The organism is Pontibacter sp. LHS1, assembly GCF_058932855.1.
In genome coordinates this window covers 900,874-918,233 of record NZ_JBZYWF010000001.1, presented here as the reverse complement: position 1 = coordinate 918,233, position 17,360 = coordinate 900,874, and the positions used below count along the sequence as shown (strand labels likewise).

The 17,360-nt window shown below is 51.2% G+C and carries 6 protein-coding genes; 4 read left to right on the top strand and 2 right to left on the bottom strand.

The features are described from left to right. Positions 1-213: 213 nt before the first annotated feature. Entirely contained in the window at positions 214-2,442 is a 2,229-nt protein-coding gene (locus AC5FXQ_RS03885) for an NADP-dependent isocitrate dehydrogenase (protein WP_493601174.1), read from the top strand. Between the two features lie 129 nt (positions 2,443-2,571). After that, positions 2,572-5,496 (top strand): DEAD/DEAH box helicase, encoded by a 2,925-nt coding sequence (locus AC5FXQ_RS03880; RefSeq protein WP_493601173.1) that lies wholly within the window; start codon positions 2,572-2,574, stop codon positions 5,494-5,496. Positions 5,497-5,576: 80 nt separating this feature from the next. Here the strand turns inward: AC5FXQ_RS03880 and AC5FXQ_RS03875 are convergent, their stop codons facing one another. Together AC5FXQ_RS03875 and AC5FXQ_RS03870 are read right to left on the bottom strand one after the other, a co-directional pair. Beyond that, entirely contained in the window at positions 5,577-8,534 is a 2,958-nt protein-coding gene (locus tag AC5FXQ_RS03875; RefSeq protein ID WP_493601172.1) for a M16 family metallopeptidase, read from the bottom strand. A gap of 133 nt (positions 8,535-8,667) precedes the next feature. After that, the gene (locus AC5FXQ_RS03870) at positions 8,668-10,566 is read right to left on the bottom strand and encodes a DNA polymerase III subunit gamma/tau (protein ID WP_493601171.1); all 1,899 of its coding nucleotides are present in this window, start codon (positions 10,564-10,566) and stop codon (positions 8,668-8,670) included. A 313-nt stretch (positions 10,567-10,879) separates the two neighbouring features. On the opposite strand from AC5FXQ_RS03870, the gene AC5FXQ_RS03865 reads away from it, so the two are divergent. Together AC5FXQ_RS03865 and AC5FXQ_RS03860 are read left to right on the top strand one after the other, a co-directional pair. Next, the gene (locus tag AC5FXQ_RS03865) at positions 10,880-13,687 is read left to right on the top strand and encodes a T9SS-dependent M36 family metallopeptidase (RefSeq protein WP_493601170.1); all 2,808 of its coding nucleotides are present in this window, start codon (positions 10,880-10,882) and stop codon (positions 13,685-13,687) included. Positions 13,688-14,110: 423 nt separating this feature from the next. Next, positions 14,111-17,206 carry a T9SS-dependent M36 family metallopeptidase gene (locus AC5FXQ_RS03860; RefSeq protein WP_493601169.1) on the top strand — a complete coding sequence of 1,032 codons (3,096 nt, stop codon included), beginning with the start codon at positions 14,111-14,113 and terminating at the stop codon, positions 17,204-17,206. The last annotated feature ends 154 nt before the right edge of the window (positions 17,207-17,360 follow it).

Genomic DNA, 17,360 nt, shown 5'->3' with positions numbered 1-17,360 from the left:
TTAAGCGAAGTGCGTGACCTCATAATTGTCCAATTTTGCAAAAAAGGAGGGCATGGAGAATGGTGCAAACGAAACACCGGATGAAGGTTTAGCCTTATCAAAAAGACTCTTATATTTGCTTCTTAAACTAGCGCAGGGGAATAGGTGGCTTGCCAGCTAAGAAAAGATGGCAGATTATGATCCCCGGAATTAACTAATAAAACACTGACCTAAATGACGACAAAAGCATCCAGAATCATCTATACCATCACAGATGAAGCGCCTGCCCTGGCTACGCGCTCTTTCCTGCCGATCGTGCAGGCTTTCACAAAAGCCGCCGATATCGAGGTAGAAACCAGAGACATTTCTTTGGCTGGCCGTATTATCTCGGCATTCCCGGAGAACCTGAGCGAGGAGCAGCAGCAGTCTGACGACCTGGCCTACCTGGGCGAACTGGCGAAAACTCCTGAAGCCAATATTATCAAACTGCCAAACATCAGCGCCTCTATACCGCAGCTGACGGCAGCAATCAAAGAACTGCAGTCACAAGGCTACAACATACCTGACTATCCGGCTGATCCGAAAAACGACACCGAGAAAGACGTAAAAGCGCGTTACGCGAAAATTCTAGGTAGTGCCGTGAACCCTGTTCTGCGTGAAGGTAACTCTGACCGCCGTGTGGCTGATGCTGTGAAGCAGTATGCCAAAAAGCACCCACACTCCATGGGCAAGTGGTCTTCCGACTCTAAAACACACGTAGCCCACATGACCGGTGGCGACTTCTACGGCAGCGAGCAGTCTGTGGTAGTGGACAAAGCGACGGATGTGCGCATCGAGTTTGTAGGCGCCAACGGCGAGACCAAAGTGCTGAAAGATAAAGTAGCGTTGAAAGCCGGCGAAGTGATGGACTCTTCTGTGATGAGCCGCAATGCCCTGCGCTCTTTCCTGGAGAAGGAGATTGCTGAGGCGAAGGAGCAAGGCATCCTGCTGTCGCTGCACCTGAAGGCCACCATGATGAAGGTGTCTGACCCTATTATGTTCGGCCACGCCGTAACGGTATTCTTCAAAGAGACTTTTGAGAAGCACGGCGCCACGTTCAAAGAACTGGGTGTTGACGCGAATAACGGCTTGGGAGACGTGTACGCGAAAATCCAGAGCCTGCCAGCCGAGCAGCGTGCTCAAATCGAAGCTGATTTGAAAGCAGAAATGGAGAAGCGTCCTGAGTTGGCGATGGTAAATTCTGACAAAGGCATTACCAACCTGCACGTGCCAAGCGACGTGATCATCGACGCGTCTATGCCGGCGGCTATCCGCTCGTCTGGTCAGATGTGGGGACCGGATGGCCAACTGCACGACACGAAGGCAATCATTCCGGACCGCTCTTATGCCCAGATCTATCAGGAAGTAATCCAGTTCAACAAAGAGAACGGCGCTTTCGACCCGACCACCATGGGTACTGTACCAAACATTGGTTTGATGGCGCAGAAAGCCGAAGAGTATGGCTCCCATGACAAGACTTTTGAAATGGCCGCCGCAGGTACCGTTCGCATAGTGGATGCGGAGGGTAACACCCTGATGGAGCAAAAAGTAGAGGAAGGCGATATCTTCAGAGCCTGCCAGACAAAAGACCTTCCGATTCAGGATTGGGTGAAGTTGGCGGTTACAAGAGCCCGCATCACAAATACACCGGCTATCTTCTGGCTGGACCCGCAGCGTGCACACGATGCCAACCTGATCAAAAAAGTAGAGCAATACCTGCAGGACCACGACACCAACGGTCTTGAGATTAAGATCATGTCGCCGGTAGAAGCCATGCGCTATACCTGCGAGCGTGCCAAAGCGGGCAAAGACACCATCTCGGTAACCGGCAACGTACTGCGTGACTACCTGACAGACCTGTTCCCGATCCTGGAGCTGGGCACCAGCGCCAAAATGCTTTCAATCGTTCCGTTGTTGGATGGCGGTGGCCTGTTCGAAACAGGTGCCGGTGGATCTGCACCGAAGCACGTGGAGCAGTTCGTGGAAGAAAACTACCTGCGTTGGGATTCACTGGGTGAGTTCCTGGCCCTGGCAGTATCGCTCGAAGACCTTGCTTACAAGACTAAGAACGAGAAAGCCGAAGTGCTGGCCGAAACCCTGAACCAGGCAAACGCTAAGTTCCTGGAGAACGACAAGTCACCATCCCGAAAAGTAGGCGGTATTGACAACCGCGGCAGCCATTTCTACCTGGCGATGTACTGGGCACAGGCACTTGCTGAGCAGAGCAAAAACCAGGAGCTGAAAGACAGATTCTCGAAGCTGGCGCAGGAACTGACCGACAACGAGCAGAAGATCGTGGACGAGCAGATCGCTGCCCAAGGCAAGCCAGTTGACATCGGCGGTTACTACCACCCGAACGAGGAGAAAACCAGCAAAGCCATGCGTCCGAGTGAGACCTTGAATGCGGCTTTGGCTAGCTTTTAGTCAGAGGTATAAAGTGTAAATAGGAAAGGCTGCCTGAGAAATCGGGCAGCCTTTTTTGTTTTAAACCATTAACTTTGAAGCTAAGGTATAGCCAATCTTATAGGTACAGCGGCGGCCTGAGAAGCAACAATGGAAGAGCAATACCCCCCATTCGAACCTTTTGACAGTACAGACGACCCGGAGTCGCTGTTTGCTGCATATCTTGCTTCTCAACCACAGTTAACCGGAACTTCTTCTGATTTCAGAACGATCATTGTCATAGGCCGGCACCGCTATTACAACCTGTTCAGTGTTCAGCTGGTCTCCTGCAGCCTGAGCAGCACCGGCGAGCTGAAAGCCCCTTTTACGGTACTGAACCCGCTCGAACAGGTATGGCGAACCGATAGGCCGGAGGAGTTGAAGTTTTACAGCGCCATTGCCCGCTTCCAGAGTTTCTACGAAAAGTCAGCTACGGATGCAGCCAGTTTTAAAGCGCTGGTGCGCAACCCGCTCCGCTATACCTTCTACCTGCACGACAGCGAGGTCTCAGAGAAAATAACCCCTCGCTCTATTACACCTGTTCAGGTGACACAGCCCCAGATAGATTTTAAAGTGCGCATTGGCCTGAATAGCGATGTGTTCAGCGTCACCAGCGATTTGTTTATCAATGGTACCTACTATCCCCTCAGTCGCATCCATGTTCGGTATGAGCATTTTCTGGTGGCCGATGATGCCTGGTACCTGTGCTCCAACCCGCACTTGCCTTCCGTAGTGGGGTATTTTAAAAAGCACGATCAGGAACTGCACTTGCCGCACGATGCTTTCCTGCAATTTCAGCAGCAGGTACTAGTCAAGATAGACACGCACGTACCCGTGGAGTATACCTACCTGAAACCAGCCACTAAGGCCCAGCTGCGGAGCAAAGGTTTTAACCAAGCACCGGAGAAGCTGCTATACCTGATCGAGTCGGAGAACTATGTGCTGTTGCAGCCGTTCATGCGCTACGGCGAAATCGAGATTCCTTTGCTGTCTAATAAGCTGATTTATGACCAGGACAACATGGGCCGGCCATTCTTTGTGGCGCGCAATACCGAGGCAGAAGCGGCTTTTACCAAATTGCTGATGCAGCAGCACCCGCATTTCTGGGAGCAGCTGGATAATATGCTCGATTACTTTTACCTGCACAAAGACAGGTTCCTGGACGAGGCGTGGTTTCTCGATGCCTTCGATAACATGGCGGCACATGGGGTTGCTATCCTTGGCTTCAACGATCTGAAAGGTAACAAGCTCAATCAGCACAAAGCCACGGTGGCCATTCAGGTAGATAGCGGCCTGAACTGGTTTAATGTGACGGTAAACGTAAAGTTCGGCCGCAAGAAGGCTTCGCTCAAGCAGCTGAAAAAAGCTGTCGTGAACAAAAGCAAGTATGTGCTGCTCGACGATGGCACCATGGGCATTATACCTGAGGAGTGGCTCCAGAAGCTAAAAGTCTATTTCGACACGGGGGTGGTAGAGGAAGAGCTGCTGCAAATTCCCAAAACGAACTTTGCCGTGCTCACCGAATTGTTTAAGGACTATATGCTGGACGAGCAGGTACATAAAGAACTGTGGTGGTACCAGGCACAATTAAACAACGTGGAGAACATTGCCCCCGCGCCCGTACCAGCCGGACTACAAACCACATTGCGACCCTACCAGTTACAGGGACTGAGCTGGCTCAGTTTTCTGGACGACCTGCAGTTTGGCGGCTGCCTCGCCGACGACATGGGCCTGGGCAAAACAGTACAGGTTATCGCATTTATGCTGTTGCTTCGGGAGAAGCGGGAACGTCGAACACATTTGCTGGTTGTGCCAACGTCACTTATACCTAACTGGCAGACGGAACTGCAGCGGTTTGCGCCATCGCTACACGTGCACATACACCACGGTCCGAGCAGGGCAAAAGCCACAGACGCATTTCAAGGATATGACGTCGTGATTACGACCTACAATACCCTGCTCGCTGACATCGTCTTTCTGAAGAAATATACCTTCGGCTATACCATCCTGGATGAGTCGCAGAACATCAAAAACCCGAACTCGCAGCGCTACAAAGCGGTCTGCCTGCTGCAATCTTACAACAGGATCGTACTCACAGGTACGCCGTTCGAGAACAACACTTTTGATATTTATGCTCAGCTTTCCTTTGTCAACCCCGATTTGTTGGGCACCAGAACCTACTTCCGGAATACTTATGCCATGCCCATCGATAAGTTTAAGGACAGGCGTAGTGCGCAGGCCCTGCAGGAGAAGATTGGCCCATTTGTACTGAGAAGAACAAAGGCCGAAGTAGCCAAAGAGCTCCCCGATAAAACAGAGATGATCCTTTACTGCGAAATGGGAGAGGAGCAGCGCAAGGTATACGACACCGCCGAGCAAGAATTCCGAGACTACATCAACGCCAGCGGGGAGGAGGAGCTGACCAAGCACCCGATGCACGTGTTGCGTGGCATCACCAAACTGCGCCAGATCTGCAACTCGCCCCTGCTCATCGGCGACGCGAAGCTTTTCTCAGATACTTCTGCCAAGATACAGGTGCTTATGCAACAGATTCAGAATGTAGCGCGGTACCACAAGGTGCTGGTGTTCTCGCAGTTTGTAGGTATGCTGGACCTGATTAAAGCAGAACTGGTGAAAGAGAAGATCAAATTCTCCTACCTCACCGGCAGCACCCGCAATAGAGGCGAGGTCGTGGACCAATTTCAGACGGACGAGGAGATACGCGTGTTTCTGGTGAGCCTAAAAGCGGGCGGAACAGGCCTTAATTTAACTGCAGCCGATTATGTCTTTATCGTGGACCCGTGGTGGAACCCAGCCGTGGAGAACCAGGCCATTGACCGTAGCTACAGAATCGGGCAGGAGAAAAAAGTGATTGCCGTGCGGCTGATTTGTCCGAATACGGTGGAGGAGAAAATTCAGGTCCTGCAGCAGAACAAATCGAAGCTCGCTACCGATCTGGTTACGGCCGACAACAGTTTTTTCAAGTCGCTTACCAAGGATGATTGGCTTAATTTGAGCGGTCGTAGTAGCCAGTAGAGAGGAGAGGCAGAAGTTATAAACAAAAGCGGCAGCCTGTTTGGGCTGCCGCTTTTGTTTATAAGGTATAGCACTAAGAATTAGTACCCAAACACCTGCTCCAATGTCAGCTGCTGTACCTTACCGTATTTCTCTAACTCCTTGAAGTTCAGACGATCTTTCGAGCCAATTACCAGGATTGCCTGTGGCTGGCCACTCACGTACTGCTTCTGGAATGCCTGCAGTTGGTCGAAAGTCAGGCTGTTGGCGCTTTCGTATACATCTTTGCGGATATCGTAGTCCAGGCCAAGGCGCTTGGCACGCTCGTAGTCAAACAGGATAGAAGACTTGGTGATGCGTTCCGAAGAGATGCTGTTGCGCAGTGAAGCCTTCGCCAGGTTAAAGTTCTCATCGGCCAGTGGCATGTTCGTCAGGAGCTCCTGCATGCCTGCCATCGCCTCAGGCAACTTATCTGATTGCGTACCGATGTAAGACATGATGTAGTTCGAGCGGTCTTTCTTAGCAGCGGTGCTGTAGCTGGAATAAGCAGAGTAGGCGAGGGCCTTCGATTCACGCAGCTCCTGGAACACGATCGAGCTCATACCTGCTCCGAAGTACTGGTTATACAGGCGGATGGTCGGTATCATGGCTTTATTAAAGGCATCGGCTTTCGTCAGGAACATCAGTTCAGCCTGCACCATGTTGTAGTCTACCCAGTAAACCATCGGCTGCTTGATGTCCAGCTCGGCGTATACCTTCTCAGCAGGCACCGGCTTCAGTTTGGCTGGCACAATGTGGCCGGCATTGAGCGTTGCTACCAGTTTGTCTGTTTCACGTGGGCCATAGTACAGCACGCGGTGCTCGTATGTCGGGATGCTCTTGATGAGGTTCACCAGCTCCTGTGGCTTCACAGCCTTCAGTTCCTTCTCAGACAGCACCGATGTAAATGGATTCTTAGGTCCGTACTTCGCATAGTTCACCAGTGCCTGGTTAAGAATCACGCCTTTGTTCAGCTTCGCATCATTGCGGGCTTTCAGCATACCCTGTACCATGTCGTCCAGTGCCTTTTGGTCAGCCTCCGGGTTTTGCAGTACACTCTCAAACAGGGCTAGTGCCGGCTCAAAGTTCTCGTCAAGGCCAGAGAGCGACACATATACCTGATCGCCTGAAGCAGACACGTTGAAAGAGGTGCCCAGCTTATAGAACTCCTTCTTGAGCTCTTCCGCTGTATATTTGTCATTGCCCAGGAACTTGAGGTAGTTCACGGCCATACCTAGCTTCGGATCATTGTCGCTGCCCATGTCCAGGATGTAGTACATCTGGAACAAACCGTTCTCATTGTTCTTGGTGTACAGCAGCGGGATGTTATTCTTTAGTTTGGCTTCTTTGATGTCGGTCTTGTAGTCTACAAACACCGGCGAAAGCTCAGAAGCTTCTTTAGCCATGAACTCACTGTAGTAAGCTGACTGTGCCTCACGGTTAACAGGCACCGGTGTGATGCTTGGCTTTTCTACTTTCAGGCTGGCGGCGTTCTTGTCGGTACGCTTGTATACCTGCACGTAGTTGTTGTTGAGGTATTTGTTGGCAACCTCCATCACATCCTGCTTCGTGATCTTAGCAAACTCCTCCGGACGGTTCACATAGTCTGCCCACGGAATGTCGTAGATAAAGGCGGTTACAAAGGCATCGGCACGCTCTGAGTTGCGCTCGTAAGCACGCATCAGGCTGATTTTGTTGTCGTTGATGATGGCCGGTATCAGGTCGTCGTCAAACTTGCCCTGCTTTACCAGTTCCACCTGTGCCAGAAGCAAGTCCTTTACCTGGTCCAGCGACTGACCCTGACGTGGCGAACCACCCAGGCGGAAAACGGAGTAGTCTTTCATCTGGTTGTCGTAGCCGTAGGCCTGCAACACCTTCTGCTGCTGGTTCAGGTTCAGGTCAATCAGACCGGCCTGTCCGTTGTAGAGGATGCTGCTGATCATGCTCAGCACCTGCGCGTCCCGTGAACTCATACCCGGGAAGCGGTAAGCAATTGAGATGTTTTCAGCGCTTGGGCCTGTTACTTCTTTCACGATCGGCTTTGCAATTGGCTGCTCCTGTGCTACGTTAAAAGTAGGAGCAGTACCTGGCTTCAGTTTGCCGAAGTGCTCGTCGATCATGCGGATCGTTTGGTCAAAGTCAATGTCACCACTCAGTGCGATGGCCATGTTGTTTGGCACATAATAAGCATCAAAATATTTCTTGATCTCTGTGATCGAAGGGTTCTTCAAGTGCTCAATAGTACCAATGGTGGTTTGGGTGCCGTACTGGTGCGTCGGGAACATAGCCGCGTTCAGCGTTTCCATCACTTTCCAGCCGTCATTGTCAAGGGTGCGGTTCTTCTCTTCGTATACAGCCTCCAGTTCGGTATGGAACAGGCGAGGTACCAGCTCACCGAAACGATGTGCCTCAAGGGCCACCCAGCGCTCTAACTGGTTACTCGGAACGTCATTGGTATACACTGTCTGCTCCACGGAGGTATAGGCGTTGGTTCCTTTGGCACCGATCGCTCCCAGGATCTTGTCGTACTCGTTGGCTACGGCATAAGTAGCCGCTACGCCCGAGATGGAGTCAATCTGGTGGTAAATCTTTTTGCGCTGCACCGGATCGGTGGTGTTGCGGTGCTTTTCATACAGTGCCTCGATCTTGTCGAGTTCTGCTTTTTCTTTCTCCCAGTCCTGTGTACCAAGCTTACTGGTACCCTTAAACACCATGTGCTCCAGGTAGTGAGCCAGGCCGGTGGCATCAGCCGGGTCGTTTTTAGAGCCGGCACGCACTGCAATAAAGGTCTGTACACGCGGCGCATCTTCATAGTCCGTCAGGTATACCTTCAGGCCGTTGTCCAGGGTATAGACGCGGGCGTTGAGCGGGTCGTTTGGAACGGTCTCGTATTTATACTCCTTCTGCGCAGAGGAGGCTACCGCACTGTCAGTGGCTGACGTTGTCTGGTAGGTTTCGTTCTTGCATTGCGTGAGCGTAAGTGCCGACGCAACCAGAAACAACGATAATCCTTTTTTCATGGGTCTTTAGTTAGGATACAGTATAGGGTCCAGCAAAACAAAAAAGGCCAAGTCACGAAGTTTCCCTGAAGAAAACCTCATGACTCACCTTGTGTTTTAATTAGAACTTTACAAATATAAAATTTTTCCCGAATTAGAAGTCAGTGTCAAGGCCGAAGCGTTGCTTCAAATCGACGAGCACCGGATATTTCTCGGCCAGGTAGTTGAATTTGTCCTGTGAAGTATAGAGTTTGTTTCCTTCCTGCACCTCCATCACCTCTGCTTTCAGTTTAATGCTGCGGTTCCCAGTCTGTGCTTTTAGCTCACGGAGTATTTCAGGACGCAGGCTGGTGAACTGGTCCATCATCACATGGTTCTCCAGGTGCAGGATGATCTCGTTGTCTTCGCCGATGTGATACTGCCGGTTGAGGAGGGTATACTCCATCATGTTCTCTGCCTTCTTGCGTCGCAGGATGGCGTGCCAAACTGTCTTGAGGCGGTCTGCATCTACTGGCATCACAGCTCCGTAGCTGGTTTCCTCTTCCTCCTCCGCTACAGCCACCTCGGCTACTGCTGCAGGTGGATTCTGCAGGTCCTTCAGACTAGGTAGTTTGCCCAGCTTTTTCTGTGGTGGCACAGGTATAGACGGACGCTTCACGACTGGTTCGGGAGCTGTCTGTGCCTGAGGGGGAGTCAGGTGAGCATCTGGTGTGACCTGTTGCGGCTTAGGAGGCTGTTGCAGATCCTGCGACGGCACATGGCCCTGCTGGTGTGGCTGCTGCAAACCAACGGAAGGAACTCCCCCGCCTTGCATGGCCGACGACGGCACTGTGCCGGCAGCTGGCTGCTGCATGACCGCCGAAGGTATAGCCGGGGCACCTACAGGTTTGGTAGCGGCTGGTGCCGGGGCTGCTACCTTAGCTTTTTTTAATTCAGCTCCTTCCTGAGCAAAACTGAAGGCTGCATTCAGGTGCGCCATCTTCATCAGGCAAAGCTCCACGTGCAGGCGCTGGTTTTTGCTGCTCTTGTAGTTGGTGTCGCAGGTGCTTACCAGGTTCAGGCCCGAAAGTAAAAACGATACAGAGGACTTCTGCGACTGTTCGGCATACTTCGCCTTGATGTTGTCAGACACCTCCAGCAATTGCACGGTCTGCGGGTCTTTGCACACCAGCAGGCTGCGGAAATGTTCGCCTATACCTATCAGGAAATTGTGGGCATCAAAGCCGTTCTTCAATATCTCGTCAAACAGCAACAGCGAGCCCGACAGGTTCTGCTCCAACAGGTGGTCGGTCAGACGGAAGTAGTAGTCATAGTCCAGGATGTGCAGGTTCTCGACAGTGGCTTTGTAGGTCACGTTGCTGCCCGAGAAGGTCACCATCTGATCGAAGATGGACAAGGCATCGCGCAATGCTCCGTCGGCTTTCTGCGAGATCAGGTGTAGGGCATCGGGCTCAGCTTGTATGCTTTCCTTTTGAGCGATGTTACCCAAATGGCGCACCATGTCCTCGATCCGGATGCGATTGAAGTCGAAAATCTGACAACGCGACAGGATAGTCGGGATGATCTTGTGGCGTTCAGTTGTCGCAAGTATAAAAATGGCATAGGCAGGCGGCTCCTCCAGCGTCTTCAGAAAAGCGTTGAAAGCCTGGTTCGAGAGCATGTGCACCTCATCTATGATGTAGATTTTGTACTTGCCTGTTTGAGGAGCGTAGCGCACCTGCTCCACCAGGTTCCGGATGTCCTCTACGGAGTTGTTGGAAGCGGCATCGAGCTCGTGTATATTGAAGGAGCTGTTGCTGTTGAAGCTGCGGCACGATTCGCACTCATTGCAGGCCTCTACCTCCGGGGTGATGTTCTGGCAGTTAATGGTCTTTGCCAGGATGCGGGCACAGGTTGTTTTGCCCACACCACGCGGCCCACAAAAAAGAAATGCCTGCGCCAAATGGTGGCTGCTGATGGCGTTTTTGAGGGTATTGGTGATATGGTGCTGTCCCACCACGCTATCGAACGTGGACGGACGGTATTTACGCGCTGATACTACAAAATTTTCCATTACTACAAAGATAATCAATCTGACGCTCAGATGGGAGAGCTTTTTATCCAGTAGTTTTCCAAGGGTTTATCCACAAAGTTAATCCTATAACACAGGATGTCTAAAATGTATCTATATTTTGTATTATATGTAAATTCTGATCCAATCCATATATAGAAATATAGGATTATTTAATTTGTAATTGATTGTGCTTCAATAAGTTATGGAATAAAAATATTTTATAAAATAAAGTATTATAATATAACTATAGTAATTGAATGGCGTAGTAAAATTCTATCCATTATTCTTTTATTCCTAACTTAAACTATTAACTATGACCAGAGCATTACGCATGTATTTGCAGCTAGTCCTCATTGTGACTATGCTGTTCGGATCCACCGTCTCTTTTGCGCAAGGGAAAAGGCCTGCCGGTAAAAAGCAGGTACCCCAAGTAGCGCTTGATCACATCAACAAAAACAAAGCGAAGCTAAAAGTAAAAGACAAGGATGTAGCTGATCTGGAATTGAGCAGCGAGTCCGAAAGTAAAAAAAGTGGTGTAAAACACTACTACATCAAACAGCAGGTGGATGGCATTGAGATTCACGGTGCTATTACAAACATCAGTGTGAACAGCCGTGGCGAGGTGGTAACGGTTGGTAATCGCTTTCAGGAGGACATTAACCAGAAAATCAATGGGAAGCAGCCTGCTCTTGATGCAAACGGTGCCGTGGCAGCGGCAGCCCGCCATCTGGGTACAACTGTAAGCGAATCCTTGACGGTGCTTGAAAGTGCCAACGCTAAAAACAGGGAGGTGTTACTATCCAACGGAGGTATCTCACTGGAGCCTATACCTGCCAAGCTGGTATACCAGCCCATGCTGGACGGCACGCTGCGTCTGGCCTGGGAGGTTTCCATTTATGAACTGGACGCCCAGAACTGGTGGAACCTAAGAGTAGATGCCAGCACTGGCGAACTGCTGGACAAGGATAACATGGTGGTGCACTGCCAGTTTGAGAATGATGGTGCGGGTGGAGATTTTCTGCATGCCAACCACAGCCACACAGCTGCTGCTCCGGTGGCGCAGGACCTGGATATGACGCCTTATGCACCAGCTGCCGGACCTGTCAACAATGGGAAATCACCTGGTCTGTATGAGGTATACCCAATGCCAATTGAGAGCCCAAGCCATGGCGGCAGAAAGCCGATGAACGCTGCTGCCGTGGCAGACAGAACCGCATCGCCTGTTGGCTGGCATACCACAGATAAAATGAGCTATACCATTACCCGTGGCAATAACGTGTATGCTTATGAAGATCCGAATAATACGGGGCATATCGCCAGCAACAATGACAATGGTGAGGACGTGGTGCACGGGCACAGTCCTGACGGTGGTACCCAGCGCGTTTTCAAGTTCCCGGTTGATTTTTCTCAGGAGCCGGAAGCTTACCGGGATGCAGCCATTACTAACCTCTTCTATTGGAACAACCTAGTGCATGATGTATGGTACAAGTATGGCTTTGATGAGGCCAGCGGTAACTTCCAGACCTTTAACTTTGGGAAGGGCGGTCTGGGTGGCGACCATGTAATGGCTGAAGCCCAGGATAACAGAAACGGTGTTTCGCGAAACAATGCCAACTTTGCGACACCTATTGATGGCAGACGACCAAGAATGCAAATGTATCTGTGGAGCGGCAAGCCCGATGCTGACATGTTCAGAGTGACCTCGCCTTCCTCTATTGCGGGCAGCTACCTGGCTGTGCAGTCATCATTCGGAACGCCACTTAGTTCAACGCCGATCACAGGTAAACTTGTGTTAGGGGAGGCCTCAAGCGGCAACCCGGTTGAAGGTTGTGATGCACTGGCAAATGCAGGTGCAATAGCTGGGAACATAGCAGTAGTATACAGAGGAAGCTGTGAGTTTGGTGTCAAAGTACTGAATGCTCAGAACGCCGGTGCTATTGCCGTGATCGTGATCAACAATGCTCCCGGTACACCTACGGTGATGGGAGTTGGTGCTACTGATCCAGCGCTTATCACCATCCCTTCCGTTATGATCACTGACGTGACCGGTGCTAGTATCAGAGCCCTGCTGGATGCAAACCAAGAGGTTGTCGTGGCATTGAAAGACGATGGCTCAGGACCCGAGATCGACGGTGACTTCGACAATGGCATCATTGTGCACGAGTACGGCCACGGTATCTCCAACCGACTGACAGGTGGGCCTGGTACCACATCCTGCTTGCCTACTCAAGTGCTGACTACAGCCGGACAGGTGCTGACAACAGAGCAAATGGGAGAGGGATGGAGCGACTGGTTTGGTCTGATGATGACCATGAAAAAAGGCGACACCCGCGATAAAATCAGAGGTATAGGTACCTATGCCGTAGGTGAACCAACCACCGGCCGAGGTATCAGGCCAGCTCCATATACCACAGACTTCAGTGTGAATAACTATACCTATGGTGCAACCAACAATCCTGCTCTTTCAGCGCCGCATGGCATTGGCTTTGTATTTGCGACTATTCTTTGGGAGATGACCTGGGACCTGATCGATCAGTACGGCTTTGACGCAGACCTGTACAATGGCAACGGTGGTAACAACATGGCCATGCAACTGGTGATCGACGGTCTGAAGCTACAGCCTTGCTACCCTGGCTTCGTAGACGGCCGCGATGCGATCCTGCTGGCTGACCAATTGAACTACGGTGGCGCCAACCAGGAACTGATCTGGAGAGCATTTGCCAGAAGAGGTGTGGGCTACAGCGCCAGCCAGGGTTTGAGTTACTATCGCTTTGACCAGGAAGAGGCCTTTGACCTGCCTGAAAACTTCGCACTCACTGCAAACTCAAACCAGTCACTACGTTCTTCAGAGTTGAACGACAGAGAAATCCTGTTGAACTATCCTAACCCTTTCTCAGAAAGCACCACCATTAGCTTTAAAGCGAAAGAGACGGGCTATACCATTCTCAAGGTATATGATATCACTGGACGAGAAGTGGAAACTGTTTTCGAAGGAAATGTGAAACAGGGTGAGACGTACAATAAGACTTTTAATGCGAAGGGTCGTGAAAACGGTATGTACATTTATAGAATTGTGAATGGTGGCAGCACCCGATCGGGGACCATGCTGTTGCTGAAGTAACGATAACTACTAAATAAGAAGCAGGGCCGGTGAAGCGATTCGCCGGCCCTGCTTGCTTTATGCTATACCTGTTCTTGCAGCTTCTTTATTAGGGAGATAGCCATTCAAAGTACTCCGTGTGTCAGGTTTAATGGGTTCTTGTCAGGACGGTTCAAAGTAAATAGTAGAAAATCTAAGGTAAGATTTGAATATAAAGATAAAACTATGTAAGATAAATGGTACTTCTTACTAATGATTATTGGAGCAATTATGGCTTTCTGTGTTGTATTAATTAAATTTTATCGTGCTAATTTTATAGTTACTTCTGCTCCGAATCATTCCTGTTTTTCATGCTCTAAGCTGTTTACTTTTAGGAAGTTATTTATTCCGCTCCCACAGTCTGAGTCTTCCAACCTCGATTGTCTAACCCTTAAAAATTAGCGCATGAAAACACGTGTACAATTGCACTGGCAGCTGTTGCTGCTGGTCCTGTTCTTATCCGGCACTTTTACTGCCTTCGGGCAGGGGAGGTCTGACCAAAGGCCAGTCCCGCAAGCCGCTCTGAATCACATTCAGAAAAACAAAAAGCAACTCGAACTGGAAGATGAAGATGTAGCTGAGCTTGAACTAGCCAGTGAGACCGAAAGTCCAAAGAGTGGCATGAAGCACCTGTATATCAAGCAGCTCTATAGAGGCATTGAAGTGCATGGTGCGGTGACAAACATCAGCATGAGCAAAGAAGGCCGCGTGCTCACCATGGGCAACCGACTGCAGAAGCAGGTAGGCAAACGAGCGAAGTCAAACCAGCCGGGTTTGGATGCAGCCGGAGCCGTGGCCGCTGCCGCGCAGTATCTGGGCATTACCATGAAAGAACCACTAACGGTGCAGGAGCGTGGCAATGGACGAAGCAGAGCCGTAACCTTCTCCAAAGCAGGAATCTCGCTGGAGCCTATACCTGCCAGGCTGGTATACCAACCTATGGAGGACGGCAGCCTGCGACTGGCCTGGGAGGTGTCTATCTATGAACTGGATGGCCAGAATTGGTGGAATCTACGTTTAGACGCCACTACAGGCGCTGTGCTGGACAAAGACAACATGGTGGTGCACTGCCAGTTTGAAAATGATGGTCCTGGAGGAAAGTTCCTGCATGATGAGCACAGCCACAGCACGGCATCGCCTTATGTAGCGGTACCACAGGCAAGCATTGTACGGGTATCCAATGCCTACAACGTATTTGCCATGCCGGTAGAAAGTCCAACCCATGGACCACGCTCTATTGTGAGCACTTCAGCAGCTAACCAGTTGGCTTCGCCACAGGGCTGGCACACTGAAACCAGAACCCGTGGCAATAACGTGTACGCTTATGAAGACCCTAACAATAATAACAGCTGGAGCACCAACTATAGCCCGGATGGTGGTCAGGAGCTAAGCTTCGACTTCCCGATCGACTTCAACAAGCAGCCAGTTGCCAACCGCGATGCCGCTATCACAAACCTGTTCTATTGGAACAACGTGGTGCACGATGTGTGGTACCAGTATGGTTTCGATGAGGCCAGTGGAAACTTCCAGCTCAACAACTATGGCAGAGGCGGTTCACAAGGTGACCCGGTGCTGGCAGAGGCGCAGGATAACCGAAACGGCACATCCCGAAACAATGCAAACTTTGCCACCAACGTCGATGGCATCGCGCCCCGCATGCAGATGTACCTGTGGAGCAGCCCGCCTGATGCTGACATGGTTTCCGTAACTTCTCCGTCGTCAGTGGCTGGTAGCTACCCGGCAACAGAAGCAGCATGGGCAAGAAAACTCAACTCTGAACCTGTAGTAGGCAAACTCGTGGTAGGGCAGGGCACAGCCGGGCTACCGCAGGAAGGCTGTGGCGCACTGACAAATACTACAGCTGTGGCGGGTAACATCGCCGTGGCGTATAGAGGAAACTGTCCATTTACGGAGAAAGTGGAAGCCGCTCAACTGGCAGGCGCCATTGCTGTGATTGTGATCAATAATGCTCCCGGAGATCCGATTGCAATGGGTGGAACGCCAACCATGCCGATCACTATACCTGCAGTGATGATCAGCCAGGAGGCAGGCGCCCTGCTCAGAACCCGTATGGATGCTGGTGAAGAAGTGATTGTTCGTTTGAAAGATGATGGCAGACCTGAGCTGGACGGTGACTTCGACAACGGCATCATCGTGCACGAGTATGGCCACGGTATCTCCAACCGTCTGACAGGTGGTCGCACTGTGGCAAACTGCCTGAGCAACGCCGAGCAGATGGGCGAGGGCTGGAGCGACTGGTTTGGCCTGATGATGACCATGAAGCCGGGTGACACAGGAGCCAAAGTAAGAGGCATCGGAACCTATGCCAAAGGCCAGCCAACGGACGGTCCCGGCATCCGACCTGCACCTTACTCTACTGACTTCGGTGTAAACCCGCATACCTATGCTTCTACGAACAACGCTGCCATCAGCCAACCGCACGGCGTAGGTTTTGTATGGTCTACTATGCTATGGGATATGACTTGGGCACTGATCGACAAATATGGTTTCGATGCAGACCTCTACAATGGCAAAGGGGGTAATAACATGGCCATGCAGCTGGTGATCGATGGTCTGAAACTGCAGGCCTGCCGCCCTGGCTTCGTGGATGGTCGCGATGCGATCCTGCTGGCTGACCGTCAGAATTACGAGGGCGCTAACCAGGAACTGATCTGGAAAGTGTTTGCCAGAAGAGGTCTGGGCTATAGCGCCGACCAAGGCTCTAACCTTAACCGATTTGATCAGGTAGAGGCGTTTGACCTGCCTGAGACTTATGCTTGCACCACGCCGCTTACACTGGATGCTGTTGCCACTTCTGATGTATACACAGGCGGTGTAGCTTCAAACCTATACCTGGGTTATGGTCCGCAGAACGTGCGTCTGCAGGCTGGTGGCGATGCTGACAACGAGTATACCTGGAGCGGAGCGGAAGGCCTGAGCGCAACAACAGGTGCCAGTGTGATCTTCACTCCGAAAGCAGCCGGCACTTATACCTTCACGGTGCGTGCCGTTAACGGCGATGGCTGTATCAAGCATCAGTCGATCACGATCACGGTGGTAGATGTACGCTGCGGCGACAGCAAGAAGAAAGACAAAGTGCTGGTATGCGTAGACGGCGTAGCTGAGTGCGTGGCTCCAAACGCAGTGCCACACCTGCTGACAGCTGCCAATGGAACCTTGGGGAACTGTGGACTGACTGCTACATCTACTGCAACCGCAAAGGCCGAGATCAGCGCCGAGAGAATGTCCCTGCGTGCTGTGCCTAACCCATTCGGTGCTAAAACTGACATCGGCTTTACGCTAATGCAGGACGGCGGCTATAAGCTGGAAGTACTGGATATGCGAGGTTCTGTGGTGACTGTGCTGGCACAAGGTACTGGCAGAGCGGGTGAGCATAAAACTTATCAGTTTGAGAAAGGAAAACTGGCTGGCGGCATGTACATCGCCAGACTGGTGACAGATGAAGGCGTATCCTTTATCAGAATTGTGATGCAAAAATAATGCGTGCTTAACTATCCTAACGAGGCGGGGCCGGTGATTCATTTCTCCGGCCTTTGCTTTTTAGGTATAAATCGTAAAAGGCTCTACAGTTGCTCCCCTCCAGCGGCTCAAACCGCCCTTTGTTCTGTGTAGGCATTTATCAAATCAGATTTTG